Source organism: Streptomyces sp. NRRL WC-3605, from assembly GCF_001509795.1.
Lineage (GTDB): Bacteria > Actinomycetota > Actinomycetes > Streptomycetales > Streptomycetaceae > Streptomyces > Streptomyces viridochromogenes.
Genome location: NZ_LLZN01000039.1, coordinates 1 through 18,460 on the forward strand (window position 1 = coordinate 1; position 18,460 = coordinate 18,460).

The following is an 18,460-nucleotide window of genomic DNA, read 5'->3' on the forward strand; positions in this document are numbered from 1 at the left end:
GTATACACACGCTCAACCGCCGGACGGCCAGAGCCCCGGCCGAAACCGACACCGACTGGCCCCTGCCCCCCACACCCCCCCAGGGCCCCCCCCTCCCCCCCCCCCAAAACCCGCCGCACCCCCCAAACACGCCGCCCCCGCGAAACACGCCGCACCCGCGAAACGCACCGCACCCGGCACACGAAGAGGCGCCCCCAAGCCGCAGGGAACCGTCACCCACGTGGCCCCCGCCAAAACGCCCCCGACATCCCAAGCCCGTAAGGATGCCGACATGGGTATACACACGCTCAACCGCCGGACGGCCAGAGCCCCGGCCGACACCGACACCGACTGGCCCCTGCCCCCCACACCCCCGCAGGGCCCCGCCCTCGCCCCCACCGCGAGCACCGCCCGCATCCCCGCCGAACTCATCGGCACGGCGCGGCGCACCCTGACGGCCGTCCGCCGCCGTCTGACCCGACGGCTCCGCGACTGGACCGAACTCGCCCGCTCCTACTGGGCCCTGGCGCTGACCCTGATCCCGACCGCGCCCGGCAAGGACGAAGTCACCGCACCCCCGGCCGGCTCCGTTCCCGCTCGGCACCACCCGTCCCCGTACTGCCAGGGACCGGGACCGGACGCCACAGCCTGACGGCGGCGCCGTACAGGACCAGCCCCGCCACCAGTCCGGCGCCCGCGCCGAAGCACAGCGTCGGGATCAGCTCCCAGTACTTCGCGGTGGCCCCCCAGTACTCCCACCAGCGGGACGCCCGCTGGAACGCCGCCACGGCCGCGCACCCGCCGACGACCACGAGGGCCGACCACCGGTCCCGCACGGACAGCACCGGCACCCCCGCGACAGGCACCCCCGCGACCGGCCCCCCCGGCTCCGCCACCCGCGCACGCCGCAGCGCCACCGTCACGAACACCGCGATGACGACGGCCGCGACGGCCGACCCCCCGTACTGCAGGTACCAGTACAGCGGCGACCCCGCGATCTCCTCGCCCAGCACCGGGAACACCCGCATCCCCCACCGGTCGAGATGCGTGAACGCGTCCCACACCACATGGGTGAGCCCGCCCAGGACGGCGGAGACGTACCAGCGCGCGACGAGCCCCGGCGTCACCCGCGCGCGGGGCGCCCCGCACCGCAGCAGCGCGGCCGGCCGTGCCTGGAGGCGGGCCGGCAGCAGCGCCACCAGCGGCTCGCGCAGCAGCAGCCACACCCCCACCAGCGCCCAGGCGATGGCGACGTCGACGGTGAGGACGCCCGGCACGGAGTGCGTGACGTCCCCGAACTCCATGGCCCCGGACAGGACACTCGCCGCGTAATAGGTCATGTCGGGAGCGAAGGAACCGGCCACCAGAACCGCGGGCACGAGTCCGGCCCGGCCGGTCCCCCCGGTGCGCAGGGCGGGCAGGACGGCGGCCGCGTGGCTGAGCGTGAACGGCAACGGGGCTCCTCGGATGCGGTCTTGACGGGACCGGTCCGGCCCCCCTCGTCGGCGGAGCCAGTATGCGGGACCGCCGGACCCGCGAACGACGTGTGGCCAACCGGGAAATATCGGGCACCAACGGGTGTGCGTGTAAGGGAAGTTGTCGTAGGGTCGCCTGGGTCACAGTGCCGGGACCCGCGTACGAACAGATGAACGGCGACGTAACTCTCGCCGCGAGGGCAACTGTCGTGGCGGGTCGATCGTCACTACAGGGGCGGGCCCGGCACGGCGGGTCCGGCAGACCGACACGGGCGTCAGAGCGTCCACGGGAGGGGTCCACCACATGGCGGCGGAATTCGGCAGGCTCCGCAAGGGGGCGGTGAACACCACGGTCGCCGCGGTCGTGGTCGCGGCACTGGCCGCGTCCCAGGCACCGGGAGTGACGACCGACGGCGCCGGCAGAAAGGTGACCACCGGCACCCAGCCGTCCCCGGACGCCCCCGCCGCCGACAGCGCGACCGGCAACTCGCCCTACTACACGGACCTTCCGCCGCTCAAGAGCCCCAACCCGGCCCCGTCGGCGGGCACCACGGTCACCCCGGCGGCCGGCGAGGCGGGCATACCGGCGACCGTCCTCGACGCCTACAAGAAGGCGGCGGCCTCGCTGCGGGCGTCCAAGCCGGGCTGCAACCTGCCCTGGGAGCTGCTCGCCGCCATCGGCAAGGTCGAGTCGGGCCAGGCCCGCGGCGGCCGGGTCGACGCGAACGGCACCACCCTGTCCAAGATCCTCGGCCCGCAGCTCAACGGCGTCGGCTTCGCGAACATCAGCGACACCGACGACGGCGCCTACGACGGCGACAGCCGGTACGACCGTGCCGTGGGCCCGATGCAGTTCATCCCCTCCACCTGGGCGTGGGCGGGCCGCGACGGCAACGGCGACGGCCGCAAGGACCCGAACAACGTCTACGACGCGGCCCTCGCCGCCGGCCACTACCTGTGCCGGTTCGGCTGGAACCTGGCCGAACCGGGTGACCTCGACCGCGCCATCCTGAGCTACAACAACTCCCAGGACTACCTCCAGCTCGTCCGCCGGTGGCTGGACTACTACCGCAAGGGCACCCACGAGATCCCGGACGGCACGGGCACCCTCCCGACCGACCGCAGCGACGACGCGGTCGGTGCCAACCCGACGCCGTCGCCCACGCAGCCCGCCTCGCCGTCGGCGCCGGCCGGCCCCTCCTCCCCGGCGAAGCCCACGACGCCCGCGAAGCCCGGCGGTTCCGAGCCGGGCGACGGCGGCTCCGGCAGCCCCAAGCCGACCCCGCCCGGCACGACGCCCACCCCCACCGACACGGTGGACCACCTGGAGGACGCCGGCACCGCGAAGCTCACCGCGATGGCGGGCGGCACCTTCACCGAGCGGATCAGCGCCCGCGCCGAGACCGAGTCCGGCAAGGCCGTCGCCAAGGTCCGCGTCCGCTTCACCATCACCGGCGACACGGACGCCACCTTCAGCACCGGTGAGAAGTACGCCGCCGTCCTCACCGACAGCACCGGCAAGGCGGTCGCCCCGGCGCTCCGCGCGGGCGAGGACACCGGCGAGTTCACGGTCCGGGCCACCGTCGGCGGCCGTACCGTTGCCGGCCTCGACTACACGGCCACCGTCACCGAGCGCGCCGCCGACACCCTGGTCCGCACCACAGACGCCGCGCTGACCTGCGTACCCGGCGGCGAGTTCGCCGAGCGGGTCGAGGTGAAGGCCACCTACAAGGGTGCCGTCGCGGACAAGGTCGCCGCCACCGCCACCCTGATCACGGCGGCCGACGACCCGGCGGAGAACGACAAGGGCCCCTACTTCAAGGACGCCGACGGCAAGCCGGTCCGCACCCTGACCGGTCTGAAGACCGACGACAAGGGCCTGCTGGAGCTGCCGAAGCTCTACGCCGACGACACCACCGGCACCTTCCTGCTGCGGATCGCCACGGCGGGCGGGGCGACCCTGACGGTCGAGCTGAAGGTCGCCGCCGCCGAGACGTCACCGGAGCCGACCCCGTCGGAGGAGCCCGAGGAGAGCGCCTCGCCGTCCGCCTAGCCGGTACGGCAACACAGGGCAGGGGCGTCCGGCCGCCGGGCGCCCCTTCAGCATGTGCGCGACGTGTTCTCATCCCGGCCGTCCGTTGCTACGGTGCCGGATCTGACGATGCATCAGCTCCGGGTCCCCGGGAGGCACGTATGCGCGCTCTGATCGCCGCCGCGGCCGGACTCGCCGCCGCCGTCGCCCTGGCCCTCGCGCTCACCGCCGTCGGCACGCCCTCCGGCGGCACCTCCCCGAAGCCGCTGCTGACCACCGTGCCCGCCCATCCGTGACCGCCCGCCCGGAAGGGAGGCCGCCATGCGCCGCACGGCCGGCCTGATCCTGCTCGCCCTCGCCGTCCTCTGCGCGGCGCTGTCCCCGCTGCTGCGCTGGTACGCCTTCCCGCGCCTGGCCAAGGTCCCCGCCAACCAGTACCAGGACATGGTTCTGGAGGCGAAGGACGCCACCCTCCTCGACTACGGCACCATGCGGGCCCGGAAGGTCGACAAGATCACCATCGTGCAGACCCTCAAGGGCGACGTGGCGGCCTCCGAGCGCATCGAGCGGACCACGGACCGGGACGTCGTGGTCTGGGACGGCCTGTCGTACGTCGTCGGGCCGGACGGCGAGACGGTATCTCGCATCCCCGAGCGCTACATCTTCGACGCGCACACCCAGGAACCCGTCCACGCCCCCGGCGAGTCCGTCGACGGCGACCCCGTGCGCCGCGACGGCATCGAGTTCAAGTGGCCCTTCCTCACCGAGAAGCGGGACTACGCGTACTTCGACGCGCAGGCCCGCCTCACCGCCCCCATCCACTACAAGGGCACCCAGGACTTCCGGGGCGTCGAGGTCTACTACTTCGAGCAGGTCATCCCCTGGACGAAGGTGCCGTTCCCCAAGTCCCTGCCCGTCGAGGGCGTCACCCCCGAGTCGCTGGCCGGAACCGGCACGACCCGCTGGTACACCACCGTCCGCAAGTTCTGGGTGGAGCCCCTCACCGGTGCCCCCGTCTACGGCGAGGAGATCCACAAGGAGGAGCTGCGCGGCGGCACCCTGCTCGGCGGCCGCGACAAGGTCACCGCGTTCGCCGGGCACGTCAAGATGCGCGAGGACTACATCGAGCACACCGTCGACCTGGTCAAGGACAACCGCACGCTCGTCCTGCTGATGACGTCGTACCTGCCCTGGGGCCTGCTCCTCCTCGGCGTGCCGCTGCTCGCCCTGGCGCTCTGGCTGGAGGTGCGCGGCCGCCGGCCCGACGGCCCGGAGACGGCGCGGGACACCGAGGGCGAACCCGTCACCGCCTGAGCCGCGCGTTGGTGTGCCGGGTCGGCTCGGCGGACGCCGGGTCCTCCGGCCACGGATGCTTCGGATAGCGGCCGCGCAGCTCCGCCCGGACGCCCCGGTAGCCGTCCCGCCAGAACGAGGCGAGATCGGCGGTGACGGCCGCGGGGCGCCCGGCGGGGGAGAGCAGATGGACCAGGAGCGGCACCCCGGCCACCGCCGGGGACGTGTCCAGCCCGAACATCTCCTGCAGCTTGACGGCGAGGACGGGCCGTTCCGGATCGGTGTAGTCGACGCGGATCCGGGAGCCGCTCGGCACGGTGACCCGCTCCGGGGCCAGCTCGTCCAGCCGCCCCGCCTCGCCCGCGGCCCACGGCAGCAGCCGTGCCAGCGCCTGCCCGGCGTCGATCCGCCCCAGGTCCGCCCGCCGCCGGGCGCGGCCCAGCTCGGGCTCCAGCCACTCGTCCACGCGCGCGTGCAGCGCCTCGTCGGACACGTCGGGCCACGGGTCGCCCCGGTGCAGCCGCAGGAACGCCAGCCGCTGCCGCAGCACCAGGCCGTCCGGGGACCAGCGCAGCAGCCCCCACCCCTCCCGCCGCAGCCCGTCGAGTAGAGCGGCCCGGACGAGAGCGGGGCCGGCGCCGGGCAGCGGGCGTTCCGCCAGCTCGATCGCGCCGAGCCGCTCGACCCGCCTGGCCACCACGTCCCCGTCGGCCCAGTGCACCTCCTCGCCCTCCCGGTACAGGGAGGCCGCCGCCGAGCGGGCCGTGTCCTCGTCCACGGCGGCGGCGAGCCGCACACGCGCGTGCCCGCGCCCCACCGGCCGGTCCGCGACCGCCACCGCGATCCACGGGGCGCCCCGCAGCGGGCTGCCCTCGGCGAGCTCCGCGCGCGTGCCGGACGCCATCAGATAGGAGCCGCCGTCCGCCTTCGCGACCCGCTCGGGGAACGCCAGCGCGGCGACGAGCCCGACCGTGCGGTCGTCCGGGGTGTCCGGGCCGCCTCGGGTCCCGGCGCCCGCCCGCAGCCGCCGCACCTCCGCCCGCCAGCGCCCGGCATAGGCGTCGCCGCCCCGCCGGGCCGTCCGCAGCGCCGCCGCGAGATCGTCGCCGTACTCCCGCGGGGGCTCCTCGCTGAGCAGCGCCACCACCTCGGCGGCGGCGCCGGGGCCGTCCAGCAGGGCCCGGCCCAGCCGGGGATGCAGCCCGAGACGGGTCAGGGAGGCGCCCCGCTCCGTCGCCCGCCCGTCGGCGTCCACCGCGCCGACGGCCGTCAGCACGCTCCGCGCCGCCGCCATCGCCCCGGCCGGGGGCGCGTCCAGCAGGGCCAGCCCGTCGGCGTCCGGGTCGCCCCAGCATGCCGCCTGCAGTGCGAAGGCCGTCAGATCGGCCACCTTGATCTCCGGCGCCGGGAAACGGGGCAGCCGCGCGTCCTCGGCCTCGGCCCAGCAGCGGTACACCGTCCCCGGCGCCTCCCGCCCGGCCCGGCCCGCGCGCTGCCGCCCGGCCGCCTGCGAGGCCCGTACCGTCGTCAGCGCGCTCAGCCCGCGCGCGTGATCGACACGAGGCTCGCGCGCCAGCCCGGAGTCGACGACGACCCGCACCCCGGGAACCGTCAGAGAGGACTCCGCCACCGACGTCGCCAGCACCACCCTGCGCCGGTCGCCCCCCGACAGCACCGCGTCCTGCACGGCGGCCGGCGCCCGCCCGTGCACCTGGAGCACCTCGACGTCCCCGAGACCGCCCAGCTGCCCGGCGACCCGCGCGATCTCGCCGACCCCCGGCAGGAAACACAGCACGTCGCCCGGCCGCTCGGCCAGCGCCCGCCGCACCACCGAGGCCACGTGCGCGAGCAGCGCCGGATCGACCCGCGTCCCGTGCGGCGGCCGTACCGGACGCGCGGGCGGCGCCCACACCGTCTCCACCGGGTACGCGGCGCCCTCGGCCACGACGACCGGCGCGCCGCCCAGCAGCCGGGCCCAGCCGTCCGCGTCCGTCGTCGCCGACGCGGCCACCAGCCGCAGCTCGGGCCGCAGGGTCTCGCGGACGTCCCACAGGAAGGCCGCCGCGGTGTCCGCGTCCAGATGCCGCTCGTGGCACTCGTCGAGCACCACCACGTCCACGCCCGCCAGCTCCGGGTCGCGCTGGAGCCGCTGGAGCAGCACCCCGGTCGTGACGACCTCCACCCGGGTACGGGGGCCGACGACCCGCTCCCCGCGCACGGTGTGCCCGACGCTCTCACCCGGCCGCTCGCCCAGCAGCCACGCCATGCGCCGGGCGGCGGCCCGCGCGGCGATCCGGCGCGGCTCGGCGACCACGACCCGCCGCCCCGGCTCCTCGCCGAGCAGGCCCGCGAGGGCGAGCGGCACCAGCGTGGTCTTGCCGGTGCCGGGCGGGGCGACCAGCACCGCGGTGCCGGGCCCTTCCAGGGCGTCGGTCAGGGCGGGCAGGGCGCCGCGCACCGGCAGCGCGTCCAGGGCGTCGTAGCGGATCACGCCCCCAGTGTCGTACGCCCCGCGACCGGCCCCGCCGTGGGCGGCCGCGTCAGTTCCGCTCGCACACGAAGATCGCCGTGCCCGGGATCAGGCTGCCGCGCAGCGGGGACCAGCCGCCCCACTCCGAGCTGTTCCAGGCCGGCCACTCCGGCTCCACCAGGTCCACCAGCCGGAACCCGGCCGCCACCACGTCCCGCACCCGGTCGCCGACCGTGCGGTGGTGCTCCACGTAGACCGCGCGCCCCTCCTCGTCCTGCTCCACGTACGGGGTGCGGTCGAAGTAGGAGGCCGAGACCGAGAGCCCCTCCGGGCCGGGCTCGTCCGGGAACGCCCAGCGGATGGGGTGGGTCACGGAGAACACGAACCGGCCGCCGGGCCGCAGCACCCGGCGCAGCTCCCGCAGCACCACCACCGGGTCGGCGACGAACGGCAGCGCCCCGTAGGCCGAGCACGCCAGGTCGAACGAGCCGTCGGCGAAGGGCAGCGCCCCGGCGTCGGCGCACACCAGCGGGAACGCGCTCCCGATGCGCAGCGCGTGCTGGAGCTGGCGGTGGGAGATGTCCAGGGCGACCGGGCGGGCGCCCTGCGCGGCCAGCCAGCGCGAACACTGCGCCGCGCCCGCCCCGATCTCCAGGACGTCCTTGTTCTTCAGCGCCTCGGGCGGGCCGAGGAGCTCGGCCTCCACCTCGTCCAGGCCCTCGGGTCCCCAGACGAAGCGGTCGTCCCCGAGGAAGGTGCCGTGCTCGATCTGGTACTCGTCCGCGTTGCGGTCCCACCAGCCCCGGTTGGCGCGGGAGCTCTCCGCGGTGCCGGCCGCGCGCCGGGTCGCCTCGGGTTCCGGGAGTTCCCGGGCTTCCCGCGGTTCCCGCGACTCGGGGGAGGTGCCGGACGGAATGTCGGGCGATACGGGCTCTTGGATGATCGGCTCCCTCGTCGTACTCTTCCGTCACCTGAATGGCGCGGCCCCTCCCGGCGCTGTCACGCGAGGGGTGTTTCCCAGGCGCGTGTGGCCTGTGGAGACAGGTTTCGTGCCGGGTATGCGGCGATCCGCCCCGGGTGTGCGGCTTCGCGCATTGACCCTGCCCGGCTGCCCCCGTATGCTACAAGTTGCGCTGCGGGCCTGCGCACCTCAGACGTAGCAGGCTGCGCTCGCATCTGTTGTATGTCCCCTCGGTTGTCGAGGCGCCATAGGGTTTTTCCCGTTCGGCGCTTCCTTGGCTGTCCGGCTTCATCAGAGCGATACGGGCTCCCGGCGTAGCAGTACCTACGACTCAATGTCCGTACCGGAGCCCTTTCCCACATGACGAGCAGCACCGAGACCACCGCCACCACCCCGCAGGTTGCGGTCAACGACATCGGTAACGAGGAAGCCTTCCTCGCCGCGATCGACGAGACGATCAAGTACTTCAACGACGGCGACATCGTCGACGGCGTCATCGTGAAGGTCGACCGGGACGAGGTCCTGCTCGACATCGGTTACAAGACCGAAGGTGTCATCCCGAGCCGCGAGCTCTCGATCAAGCACGACGTCGACCCGAACGAGGTCGTCAAGGTCGGCGACGAGATCGAGGCCCTTGTTCTCCAGAAGGAGGACAAGGAAGGCCGCCTGATCCTCTCGAAGAAGCGCGCCCAGTACGAGCGCGCCTGGGGCACCATCGAGAAGATCAAGGAAGAGGACGGCATCGTCACCGGTACCGTCATCGAGGTCGTCAAGGGTGGTCTCATCCTCGACATCGGCCTCCGTGGCTTCCTGCCGGCCTCCCTCGTCGAGATGCGCCGTGTCCGCGACCTCCAGCCCTACGTGGGCAAGGAGCTCGAGGCGAAGATCATCGAGCTGGACAAGAACCGCAACAACGTGGTCCTGTCCCGCCGCGCCTGGCTCGAGCAGACCCAGTCCGAGGTGCGCCAGACGTTCCTCACGACCCTGCAGAAGGGTCAGGTCCGCTCCGGCGTCGTCTCCTCGATCGTCAACTTCGGTGCGTTCGTGGACCTCGGTGGCGTCGACGGTCTGGTCCACGTCTCCGAGCTGTCCTGGAAGCACATCGACCACCCGTCCGAGGTCGTCGAGGTCGGTCAGGAAGTCACCGTCGAGGTCCTCGACGTCGACATGGACCGCGAGCGTGTCTCCCTGTCGCTGAAGGCGACGCAGGAAGACCCGTGGCAGCAGTTCGCCCGCACGCACCAGATCGGGCAGGTCGTCCCCGGTAAGGTCACGAAGCTCGTTCCGTTCGGTGCGTTCGTGCGCGTCGACGAGGGCATCGAGGGCCTGGTCCACATCTCCGAGCTGGCCGAGCGCCACGTGGAGATCCCGGAGCAGGTCGTCCAGGTCAACGACGAGATCTTCGTCAAGGTCATCGACATCGACCTCGAGCGCCGCCGCATCAGCCTCTCGCTGAAGCAGGCCAACGAGTCCTTCGGTGCCGACCCGGCCTCGGTCGAGTTCGACCCGACCCTGTACGGCATGGCCGCGTCGTACGACGACCAGGGCAACTACATCTACCCCGAGGGCTTCGACCCCGAGACCAACGACTGGCTCGAGGGCTACGAGACCCAGCGCGAGGCCTGGGAGACGCAGTACGCCGAGGCCCAGCAGCGCTTCGAGCAGCACCAGGCGCAGGTCATCAAGTCCCGCGAGGCGGACGAGAAGGCCGCTGCCGAGGGTGGCGAGGCCGCCGCTCCGGCCGCGTCCGGTGGCGGTTCGTACTCCTCCGAGGGTGCCGACAACAGCGGCGCGCTGGCCTCGGACGAGGCGCTCGCCGCTCTGCGCGAGAAGCTGGCGGGCGGCCAGAGCTGACGCTCGCCGGCTGACCCAGCCCTTGACCGAGGGGCCGTACCTTCCGAGGTGCGGCCCTTCGGCCGTTCCCGGGCACCGACCTTCCCGGTCACCGGTCGTTCGGGCACCCGCCGGGCACGAAACGATCAAGAACTCCTCCGTCCGGGGAATGCCGCCGCCCGTAGGGGCGTTGCCACGTACGGACACGAGGAGGAGCGGTCACTGTGCTTGATCCGCAGGATTTGTACACGTGGGAGCCGAAGGGCCTGGCCGTCGTCGACATGGCGCTCGCCCAGGAGTCGGCCGGCCTTGTCATGCTCTACCACTTCGACGGCTACATCGACGCGGGAGAGACCGGTGACCAGATCGTCGAGCGCGTCCTGGACTCCCTGCCCCACCAGGTCGTCGCCCGCTTCGACCACGACCGGCTCGTGGACTACCGGGCCCGTCGCCCGCTGCTGACGTTCCGGCGCGACCGCTGGGCCGGGTACGAGGTGCCCTCCATCGAGGTGCGGCTCGTCCAGGACGCCACCGGCGCCCCCTTCCTGCTGCTGTCCGGCCCCGAGCCCGACGTCGAGTGGGAGCGGTTCGCGGCCGCCGTGAAGGAGATCGTCGAACGGCTCGGCGTGCGTCTGTCGGTGAACTTCCACGGCATCCCCATGGGCGTCCCGCACACCCGCCCCGTCGGCCTCACCCCGCACGGCAACCGCACCGACCTGGTCCCCGGCCACAGCAGCCCGTTCGACGAGGCGCAGGTGCCCGGCAGCGCCGAGGCGCTGGTCGAGTACCGGCTGATGGAGGCCGGGCACGACGTGCTCGGGGTCGCCGCGCACGTCCCCCACTACATCGCCCGCTCGCCGTACCCGGACGCCGCGCTCACCGTCCTGGAGGCGGTCACCGCGGCCACCGGGCTGGTCCTGCCGGGCGTCGCGCACGCGCTGCGCACCGAGGCCCACCGCACCCAGAACGAGATCGACCGGCAGATCCGCGAGGGCGACGAGGAGCTCACCAACCTCGTCGAGGGCCTCGAGCACCAGTACGACGCGGTCGCGGGCGCCGAGACCCGGGGCAACATGCTCGCCGAGCCGGTGGACATCCCCTCCGCCGACGAGATCGGCCGCGAGTTCGAGCGCTTCCTGGCCGAACGGGAAGGCGACGGCTGACCGCCGGCCAGGAAGCGCCTAGGCTGACGGCCATGTTGAAGGTGGGCCTGACCGGCGGCATCGGTGCCGGCAAGAGCGAGGTGTCCCGGCTGCTCGTGGAGCACGGGGCCGTCCTGATCGACGCGGACCGCATCGCCCGCGAGGTCGTCGCCCCAGGCACCCCCGGGCTGGCCGCCGTCGTCGAGGCGTTCGGCGATGACGTCCTCGCGGCGGACGGCAGTCTCGACCGGCCCAAGCTGGGCGCCATCGTCTTCGCCGACCCCGAGCGGCTGGCCGTGCTGAACTCGATCGTGCACCCGCTGGTCGGGGCGCGTTCGCGCGAGCTGGAGGAGGCGGCCGCCGCCGACGCCGTCGTCGTGCACGACGTCCCCCTCCTCACCGAGAACGGCCTCGCCCCGCTGTACGACCTCGTGATCGTCGTGGACGCCGGGCCCGCCACCCAGCTGGACCGGCTGGTCCGGCTGCGCGGCATGACCGAGGAGGACGCCCGCGCCCGGATGGCCGCGCAGGCCACGCGGGAGCAGCGCCGCGCGATCGCGGACATCGTCATCGACAACGACGTACCGCTGGAGGAACTCCGGCGGCGCGTGAAGGACGTCTGGGAGGAGCTCGTACGCCGGGCAGCGCCACGGCCTGAGTGATCGGCGCACGCGACGCGGCGCCGGCCGGAATAGGGGCCCGCCGTCCGGGCGTTGAACCCTCCCAGCGAGGGAAGGACTCTGCCGTGCCCCAGACCAGCGGTTCCTCCGGACGTACTCCGGAGACCCATGTCATCGACTTCCGCGCCGCCGAGCAGCTGCTCGACGCGCGTGATCCGCGCGGCGCGGTCAAGCTGCTCGACGGCGTCATCGCCGCGCACCCGGAGAACACGGCGGCCCGTCTGCTGCGCGCGCGGGCGTTCTTCGCGGCAGCGCAGCTGCGGCCCGCCGAGCTGGAGTTCACCATCGTCCTGGAGCGCGAGCCGGACAACGCGTTCGCGCACTTCGCGCTCGCCCGCACCTACGAGCGGCAGGGCCGCCGGGACCAGGCGACCCGCCACTTCCGGCTGGCGGCGGCGCTCGACCCGAACCCCGAGTTCGTGAAGGCCGCCCGCTTCGACGACTGAGGGCCTACGGCTTCTCGTGGCGCGGGGGCGGCGGGCCGTGGGGGTCGCGTGGACCCGGTCCGTGCGGCCGGGCGGGCGGTCGGCCCGGCCCCTCGTAGGGCGCGTACGGTGGTACGTCGCGGCCGGGCTGGTAGTGGGGCCCCTGCCGGATGTGCCGGACGACCATGATCATGTCGAAGGTGATCACCAGCCACAGCACCCCGCAGGCCGCGGCCCAGCCGGGGCGTCCGGCGATCGCGAAGGCGACCGCGCCGAAGACGGCCCAGGCCACGCCCCACACGCACAGCCAGAAGCGGATCCGCAGCGGACTGCGCGCGGTCGTCGGCTCACTTCCCGTACGCATCGGAACCACCTCTCCTCCAGCATCCCTCGGACCCGGGTACCCAGGGCCGGCCCACGGCGGCCGATGAGTTCCCGGGTGTCGCCCGGTCTACCTCCGCGACCGCACCACGGACCGCAGACCCAGGAGAGACCCATGTCCGAGATCACCGCCTCCCGCACCGTCCCCGCCCGGTCCACGGCCCCGCGGGGGCGTGGCGCCCGGATCGTGCTGCGCGGCCTGCAGATCCTGCTCGCCCTCTTCTACGGGGTCGCGAGCGCGCTGCCCAAGCTGATCGCCCACGACTCGGCCGCGGAGGCCTTCGACCGGCTCGGCTGGGGGAGCACCGGGATGTACACCATCGGCGTACTCGAACTCGCCGGTGCCGTCGCGCTGTTGATCCCCGTGCTCCAGTCGGTCGCGGCGATCGCGCTGAGCGCGCTCATGGTGGGGGCGTTCGTCGTCTCGGTCACCGCGCTGGGCGGGGAGAACGCGGCGACCCCGCTCATCCTCATCGTGCCCCTGGCACTGATCGCCTGGGTGCGGCGCGGCTCTCTCACGGAACTGCGGCGACTGGCCCGCCGGGGCGCCTAGGTCGGACACGGCCTAAAGGCTGTCCGTCCGGCTCGCGGCCCCGCCCTCCGGGCGAAAAGGCGCCCCCTTCGAAACGCCCCAAGCGCCCCGGACGTCAGCGTCCGCGCGGCTGCCCCGGGCCGCTGCCGCCGCCCATCAGGCCGCGCAGCCGCTCCAGTTCCCGGCGGTCCCGCTTGGTGGGGCGGCCCGCGCCCCGGTCCCGGATGCCGGCCGGGGCGACGGCCTCGCGCGGCGGCGGGGGCGGGGAGTTGTCGACGTAGCACTGGGCCGCGACGGGAGCGCCGACCCGCTTGCGGATGAGCCGCTTGACGACGACGACCCGCTCCCGGTGCTCCTGCCGCAGCCGGACCTCGTCGCCGACGCGCAGCAGGTGCGACGGCTTCACGTTCTGGCCGTTCACGCGCACGTGCCCGCCCTTGCAGGCGGTGGCGCCCACGGAGCGGGTCTTCACCAGCCGCACAGCCCAGATCCAGCTGTCGACCCGCACGGGCTCGCCGTTCTGCGGGACGGCGGCCTCGGCCGCGGCCACGGCGGCGGCGGTCTTCGGGTCCGCTTCCGCCGCGTCGGTGCCCGGTCCGGCTGTCGCGCCGCGCGTCTCCTCGATGTCCTGGGTGTCCTCGGAAGGCATGCCTCGACCTTAGTCCCCGGGCCGGGCCGGTGACGGCGTTCCGCCCGGTCCTCCCGCCCGGCGCGCCCGTACGGTGGAGGGGTGGACGCGCTCGATGATCTCGACCGGCGGATCACCGGCTGCCGGGCCTGCCCGCGGCTGGTCGACTGGCGTGAGGAGGTGGCCCGCACCAAGCGCGCCGCCTTCGCCGACCAGACCTACTGGGGCCGCCCGGTGCCCGGCTTCGGCCCGCCCGACGCCCGGCTGCTGATCGTCGGGCTCGCCCCGGCGGCGCACGGCGGCAACCGCACCGGCCGGATGTTCACCGGTGACCGCTCCGGGGACGTGCTGTACCAAGCCCTGTACGACGTGGGCCTGGCCTCGCAGCCCACCTCGGTCGCCGCCGACGACGGCCAGGAGCTGTACGGCGTCCGCGTCACCGCCCCCGTGCACTGCGCCCCGCCCGCCAACCGGCCCACCCCCGGTGAGCGGGAGACATGCCGGGCGTGGCTCGTGCGGGAGCTGGGGCTGCTGCGGCCCACGGTGCGCGCCCTCGTCGTCCTGGGGGCCTTCGGCTGGCAGGCGACGCTGCCCGCGCTGCGCGAGGCCGGCTGGGCCGTGCCCCGGCCCCGGCCGCCCTTCGCGCACGGCACCCGGGTCGCGCTCGACGGGCTCGACGTCTTCGGCTGCTTCCACGTGAGCCAGCGCAACACCTTCACCGGCCGGCTCACCCCCGCCATGCTGCGGGACGTACTGACGACGGCCGCGGGGGCGGCGGGCCTGACGAGGTGACACGCCCGCTCAGGCGCGACCAGGACGCCAGACGTACCGCACGTCCGGCTCGCGCTCCTCGTTGCCGCTGCCGTCGGTGGACTCGGCGGCGACGAAGCCGTGCCGGGCGTAGAAGCGGTGGGCGGGCCCGTTGACCTGGAAGGTCCACAGGCTCAGCCCTTCCGGGCGGCGCCGCTTGGCGAGGCCCACGAACCGGTCGCCCACCCCTCGGCCCCGCCACTCGGGGTCCAGGTACAACTGGGCCAGCTGGTCGCCGTCGAGGACCATCAGCCCGACGACCCGGCCGTCGCCGTCGGCGACCCACGTCTCCTGCGACGGCAGCACGACCTCGCCGAAGTACGCCCGCACCTCGTCGTCGGAGTGCGGACGGACGACGGACGGCAGGGCGGCCGTGAAGGAGCGCAGCCACACGTCGGCTACGGCCCGCGCGTCGGCCGCGGTGGCGCGGCGCAGGGCGACGGCGCTCAGGACCGTCCCTCCGGGTCCGGAACGGCGGCCGTGGCCGTGATCTCCACCAGCTGGCCCGAGTAGCCCAGGCAGGCCACCCCGAGCAGCGTCGACGCGTGCGGCCCCGCGCTCAGCCCGGACGCCTCGACGACCTCCCACACCGCGGAGAGCACGGCGGTGTCACCGCTCACCACGTACACCTCGGTCGACAGCACATGGGCCAGATCGCTGCCGGCGGCCCGCAACTGCTCCTCCAGATTGGAAACGACCTGCTCGGCCTGCCGTACCGGATCGCCCTCGCCGACCAGCCCGCCCTCCGCGTCGAGCGGCACGGCCCCCGCGAGGAACGCGATCCGCGTGCCGGCCTCCACGACGGAGGCATGGGAGTACGTGGGCGGTGGGAACAGGGCGGGGGAGGTGACGCGGCGGATCATGAAGACTGCTCCTGGATGCTGAGACGTCGTGAGCCGTGAGATGCCCAACTCGCCGATCATGCGCACCCGCACGGCCACGCGCATCCGAATTTCCGCCGGTCCGCCCGCGCCCGATTCACCGTGGCGACGCGCCGCGCGCCTCCGTACGCTTCCGGCATGGCCACCGCCCCCGACGACAGCGCCTTCCTCGACACCCTCGCGGACCGTCTGGCCGCCCTGCCCACGGTCCGGGCCGTCGCGCTCGGCGGCTCCCGGGCGCAGGGCACCCACCGCCCCGACAGCGACTGGGACCTGGCCGTCTACTACCGGGGCCCCTTCGACCCGGACGACCTGCGCGCGGTCGGCTGGGAGGGCGAGGTGTCCGAGGTCGGGGGCTGGGGCGGGGGCGTCTTCAACGGAGGAGCGTGGCTGACCGTCGACGGACGGCGGGTCGACGTGCACTACCGCGACCTCGGCGTGGTCGAGCGGGAGCTGGCGGAGGCGGAGCGGGGACGGTTCCGGGTGGAGCCGCTGCTGTTCCACCTCGCGGGCATCCCCAGCTACCTCGTGGTCGCCGAGCTGGCGATCAACCGGGTGCTGCGCGGGAAGCTGCCCCGCCCGGACGGCTATCCGCAGGAGCTGCGGCGCACGGCGAGCGAGCGCTGGCACGGCACCGCCCGGGCCACCCTCGGCTACGCCCGGGCCCACCACGCCCCGGCCGGCCGGCTCACGGAGGTGGCGGGCGCCGTCGCCACGGCAGCCGTGCAGACCGGGCACGCCGTGCTGGCGGGGCGGGGGGAGTGGGTGACCAACGAGAAGCGGCTGCTGGAGCGGGCCGGACTACGGACGGTGGACGCCGTCCTCGCGGGACTGGAACCCCGGCCGGAGGCGCTGCTGCGGGCCGTCACCGAGGCGGAGACCCTCTTCGCCGCGCTCTGACCTGCCGCACCGTCACACGGCCGAAACACCGACGCCCCCCTGGCCACACGAACCGCCTGTACCGTGGAGACCCAGTACGCAGCCCGGCCACCGTCGCCCGAAGGCACCCCCGCCCTCGCCCGACAGGAGCCCTGTGTCCCGCCCCGCGCGCCCGGTCCGTCCGCTTCCGCCCTGGCTCGCCCACGCCCTGCGCGCCCAGCACGGCCCGGTGCCATGGAACGCGGTCGTCCGGGGCGCGCTGTCCGCCGGGCCCCTCCTGCTCGCGGCGGTGCTCGCCGGCCGGGCCACCCTCGGGGTCGTCGCCGCCATCGCCGCCATGCTCGCCGGGATCAACGACCGCCCCGGCAGCCGCCGTTCGTCCGTGCACCGGATCGGGGTGCCCGCGCTGGCGGGGGCGGCCGGGGTGTTCGGCGGGACGTATGCCGGGGACCACCTGGGGGCCGTACCGCTCACCCTGGCGCTCACCGTGCTCGGGCTGGTCGCCGGAGGGGTGTGCGCGATCGGGCCCGTCGCGTCCGCCGCCGGCACCCAGGTGCTCGTCGCCACGGCCGTCGGCGCCGGGATGCCGCTGCCCGAGAGCGCCGGGCAGCGGGCGCTGGCGTTCCTCGCCGGCGCGGCCTGGCTGCTCGCGCTGCGGCTGGCGCTGCCGACCCCGGGTTCCCTCGCGGGCGACTTCCGGTTCGACGGGGAGCGGGCCGCCGTCGCCGACGTGTACGACGCGGTCGCCGCGCTCCTGGACGCCGCCGGCACCGAGCGGGCCATCGCACGCCGGGCCGCTCTGACCGCCGCCCTCGACCATGCCCAGGACGCCCTGACGGGGCCCCGGCTGCGGCGCTACGCCTCCTCGTCGGCAGAGCGGCGGCTGCACGCCCAGTACGCGGCCGCCCTGCCGCTGGCCGAGGCCGCGACCGCGCTCGCCTGGGCCGGGGAGGCCGTACCCGCCCGGGCCGCCGAGGGACCCCGGCGCCTCGCCGTCGCCGTGCGCGGCGGCACCCACACCGGGCCGCTGCCCGCGCCCTCCCGGTCGGGGCCCGCCCTGCGCGCCCTCGACGACGCGCTGCTGCACGCCGCCGAGGCGTTCGACCGGGGCCGGGAGAACCGGAACCTGCACGCCCGCCGCCGTACCGTGCGCGACCGCGTCCGGGCCGTGCTCGGGGCCGGCGGACGGGAGTACGGGCTGCGCGTCGCGCTCTGCTTCGGTGCCGGCGCGGGCATCGCCCAGGCGCTGCACCACGCCCGCTGGTACGGGCAGCACGCCCACTGGTACTGGCTGCCGGCCACCGTCGTCTTCCTCGTCAAGCCGGACCTGGGGCCGCTCGTCTCCCGTGTGCTGTGCCGGGCGGCCGGGACGGTCCTGGGCGCGCTGGTCTTCGCCGGCTTCGCGGCCGTACTGCCCCGGCCGGAGGGGCTCGTCGCGCTCGTGGCGGTCAGCGGGGCCCTGATCCCCGTGGCCACCCGGCACTTCGCCGCGCAGACCGCCGTCGTCACCGTGCTCGTGCTCGCCCTGGTCATGGTGGGCGGCGAACCGCAGGCTTCCGTCGGGCGGATCGGGGAGACCCTGCTGGCGTGCGCGATCGTGCTCGTCGCCGGCCATCTGCCGGTGCCCGGGCAGCGGGGCGGGGGAGTGCGGGCCCGGCTCACCGCGGCCGGGGACGCCGTCTCCGCGTACCTCACCCATGTGCTGGACGAGTCCGGCGCCCGCGCGACCGGGAGAGCATCCGAACCGCGGGCCGTGCGCTGGACGTTGCGCCGCGAGGCCTACCGGACGCTCGCGGAGGCGCGGGGCGCCGTCGCCCTCGCCGCGGCGGAACTGCCCGCGCTCGCCCGCCACGCGCGGGGCGCCGACCAGATCGTCGCCACCCTCGAACAGCTCGTCGACGCCACCACGGCGTGCGCCGTGCACCTCGACGACACCGGCCGGCTCACGTCCCGGCACACCGCACGGCTCACCGAACTCCTCGACGCCCTCGCCGGGGAACGGCACCGCACCGGGTTGCGCGTCCCGGAGGCCGCCACGGTGTCCGCGCTCGCCGGCTGA

General features: G+C 74.5%; 19 protein-coding genes. 12 read left to right on the forward strand and 7 right to left on the reverse strand.

What is annotated here, in order from left to right; all coding sequences use genetic code 11:
* Positions 1-271: 271 nt before the first annotated feature.
* A complete protein-coding gene (locus ADL34_RS07340; RefSeq protein WP_062674765.1) occupies positions 272-631 on the forward strand; it encodes a hypothetical protein in 360 nt (119 codons plus the stop codon).
* Here ADL34_RS07340 and ADL34_RS07345 read toward each other — a convergent pair.
* On the reverse strand, positions 546-1,433 hold the full coding sequence (locus tag ADL34_RS07345) for a DUF4184 family protein (protein ID WP_062674763.1): 888 nt from the start codon (positions 1,431-1,433) through the stop codon (positions 546-548). The two genes, ADL34_RS07340 and ADL34_RS07345, sit on opposite strands and share 86 nt — an antisense overlap.
* 325 nt (positions 1,434-1,758) lie before the next feature.
* On the opposite strand from ADL34_RS07345, the gene ADL34_RS07350 reads away from it, so the two are divergent.
* From ADL34_RS07350 to ADL34_RS07355, 3 genes are all read left to right on the forward strand, one after another.
* Positions 1,759-3,507 carry a lytic murein transglycosylase gene (locus ADL34_RS07350; RefSeq protein WP_062674761.1) on the forward strand — a complete coding sequence of 583 codons (1,749 nt, stop codon included), beginning with the start codon at positions 1,759-1,761 and terminating at the stop codon, positions 3,505-3,507.
* A gap of 140 nt (positions 3,508-3,647) precedes the next feature.
* Positions 3,648-3,782, forward strand: a complete 135-nt coding sequence (locus ADL34_RS35545) for an SPW_0924 family protein (protein ID WP_107115774.1) — start codon at positions 3,648-3,650, stop codon at positions 3,780-3,782.
* A 25-nt stretch (positions 3,783-3,807) separates the two neighbouring features.
* The gene (locus tag ADL34_RS07355; RefSeq protein WP_062674760.1) at positions 3,808-4,800 is read left to right on the forward strand and encodes a DUF3068 domain-containing protein; all 993 of its coding nucleotides are present in this window, start codon (positions 3,808-3,810) and stop codon (positions 4,798-4,800) included.
* Here ADL34_RS07355 and hrpB read toward each other — a convergent pair.
* Entirely contained in the window at positions 4,790-7,270 is a 2,481-nt protein-coding gene (gene hrpB / locus ADL34_RS07360; protein WP_062674758.1) for an ATP-dependent helicase HrpB, read from the reverse strand. The genes ADL34_RS07355 and hrpB overlap by 11 nt on opposite strands.
* 49 nt (positions 7,271-7,319) lie before the next feature.
* Positions 7,320-8,165 (reverse strand): class I SAM-dependent methyltransferase, encoded by an 846-nt coding sequence (locus ADL34_RS07365; protein WP_062674756.1) that lies wholly within the window; start codon positions 8,163-8,165, stop codon positions 7,320-7,322.
* 405 nt (positions 8,166-8,570) lie between these two features.
* On the opposite strand from ADL34_RS07365, the gene rpsA reads away from it, so the two are divergent.
* The 4 genes from rpsA to ADL34_RS07385 all read left to right on the forward strand — a co-directional run bounded on the left by rpsA (position 8,571) and on the right by ADL34_RS07385 (position 12,311).
* Positions 8,571-10,064, forward strand: a complete 1,494-nt coding sequence (rpsA, locus tag ADL34_RS07370; protein ID WP_062674754.1) for a 30S ribosomal protein S1 — start codon at positions 8,571-8,573, stop codon at positions 10,062-10,064.
* Between the two features lie 203 nt (positions 10,065-10,267).
* Complete coding sequence (locus ADL34_RS07375) at positions 10,268-11,206, forward strand: PAC2 family protein (RefSeq protein WP_062674752.1); 939 nt, start codon at positions 10,268-10,270, stop codon at positions 11,204-11,206.
* A gap of 32 nt (positions 11,207-11,238) precedes the next feature.
* The gene (gene coaE / locus ADL34_RS07380; RefSeq protein ID WP_062674750.1) at positions 11,239-11,847 is read left to right on the forward strand and encodes a dephospho-CoA kinase; all 609 of its coding nucleotides are present in this window, start codon (positions 11,239-11,241) and stop codon (positions 11,845-11,847) included.
* 83 nt (positions 11,848-11,930) lie between these two features.
* Positions 11,931-12,311 (forward strand): tetratricopeptide repeat protein, encoded by a 381-nt coding sequence (locus ADL34_RS07385; RefSeq protein ID WP_062674748.1) that lies wholly within the window; start codon positions 11,931-11,933, stop codon positions 12,309-12,311.
* A gap of 4 nt (positions 12,312-12,315) precedes the next feature.
* Here ADL34_RS07385 and ADL34_RS07390 read toward each other — a convergent pair whose 3' ends face one another.
* Complete coding sequence (locus tag ADL34_RS07390; protein WP_079034507.1) at positions 12,316-12,654, reverse strand: DUF6343 family protein; 339 nt, start codon at positions 12,652-12,654, stop codon at positions 12,316-12,318.
* A gap of 132 nt (positions 12,655-12,786) precedes the next feature.
* On the opposite strand from ADL34_RS07390, the gene ADL34_RS07395 reads away from it, so the two are divergent.
* Positions 12,787-13,224, forward strand: coding sequence for a DoxX family protein (locus ADL34_RS07395; RefSeq protein ID WP_062674745.1), 438 nt, complete (start codon positions 12,787-12,789; stop codon positions 13,222-13,224).
* A 94-nt stretch (positions 13,225-13,318) separates the two neighbouring features.
* Here ADL34_RS07395 and ADL34_RS07400 read toward each other — a convergent pair whose 3' ends face one another.
* Entirely contained in the window at positions 13,319-13,852 is a 534-nt protein-coding gene (locus ADL34_RS07400) for an RNA-binding S4 domain-containing protein (RefSeq protein ID WP_079034506.1), read from the reverse strand.
* A gap of 81 nt (positions 13,853-13,933) precedes the next feature.
* Between ADL34_RS07400 and ADL34_RS07405 the strand changes: the two genes are divergently transcribed.
* Positions 13,934-14,623: a uracil-DNA glycosylase gene (locus ADL34_RS07405; protein WP_062674743.1), complete on the forward strand. Its 690-nt coding sequence runs from the start codon at positions 13,934-13,936 to the stop codon at positions 14,621-14,623.
* Positions 14,624-14,632: 9 nt separating this feature from the next.
* Here ADL34_RS07405 and ADL34_RS07410 read toward each other — a convergent pair whose 3' ends face one another.
* Positions 14,633-15,091 carry a GNAT family N-acetyltransferase gene (locus ADL34_RS07410; protein WP_062674796.1) on the reverse strand — a complete coding sequence of 153 codons (459 nt, stop codon included), beginning with the start codon at positions 15,089-15,091 and terminating at the stop codon, positions 14,633-14,635.
* Positions 15,088-15,504, reverse strand: coding sequence for a RidA family protein (locus tag ADL34_RS07415; RefSeq protein ID WP_062674741.1), 417 nt, complete (start codon positions 15,502-15,504; stop codon positions 15,088-15,090). The genes ADL34_RS07410 and ADL34_RS07415 overlap by 4 nt, the downstream gene beginning before the upstream one ends.
* Before the next feature lie 156 nt (positions 15,505-15,660).
* On the opposite strand from ADL34_RS07415, the gene ADL34_RS07420 reads away from it, so the two are divergent.
* The gene (locus ADL34_RS07420) at positions 15,661-16,422 is read left to right on the forward strand and encodes a nucleotidyltransferase domain-containing protein (protein ID WP_062674739.1); all 762 of its coding nucleotides are present in this window, start codon (positions 15,661-15,663) and stop codon (positions 16,420-16,422) included.
* Between the two features lie 133 nt (positions 16,423-16,555).
* Complete coding sequence (locus ADL34_RS07425) at positions 16,556-18,460, forward strand: FUSC family protein (RefSeq protein ID WP_062674738.1); 1,905 nt, start codon at positions 16,556-16,558, stop codon at positions 18,458-18,460.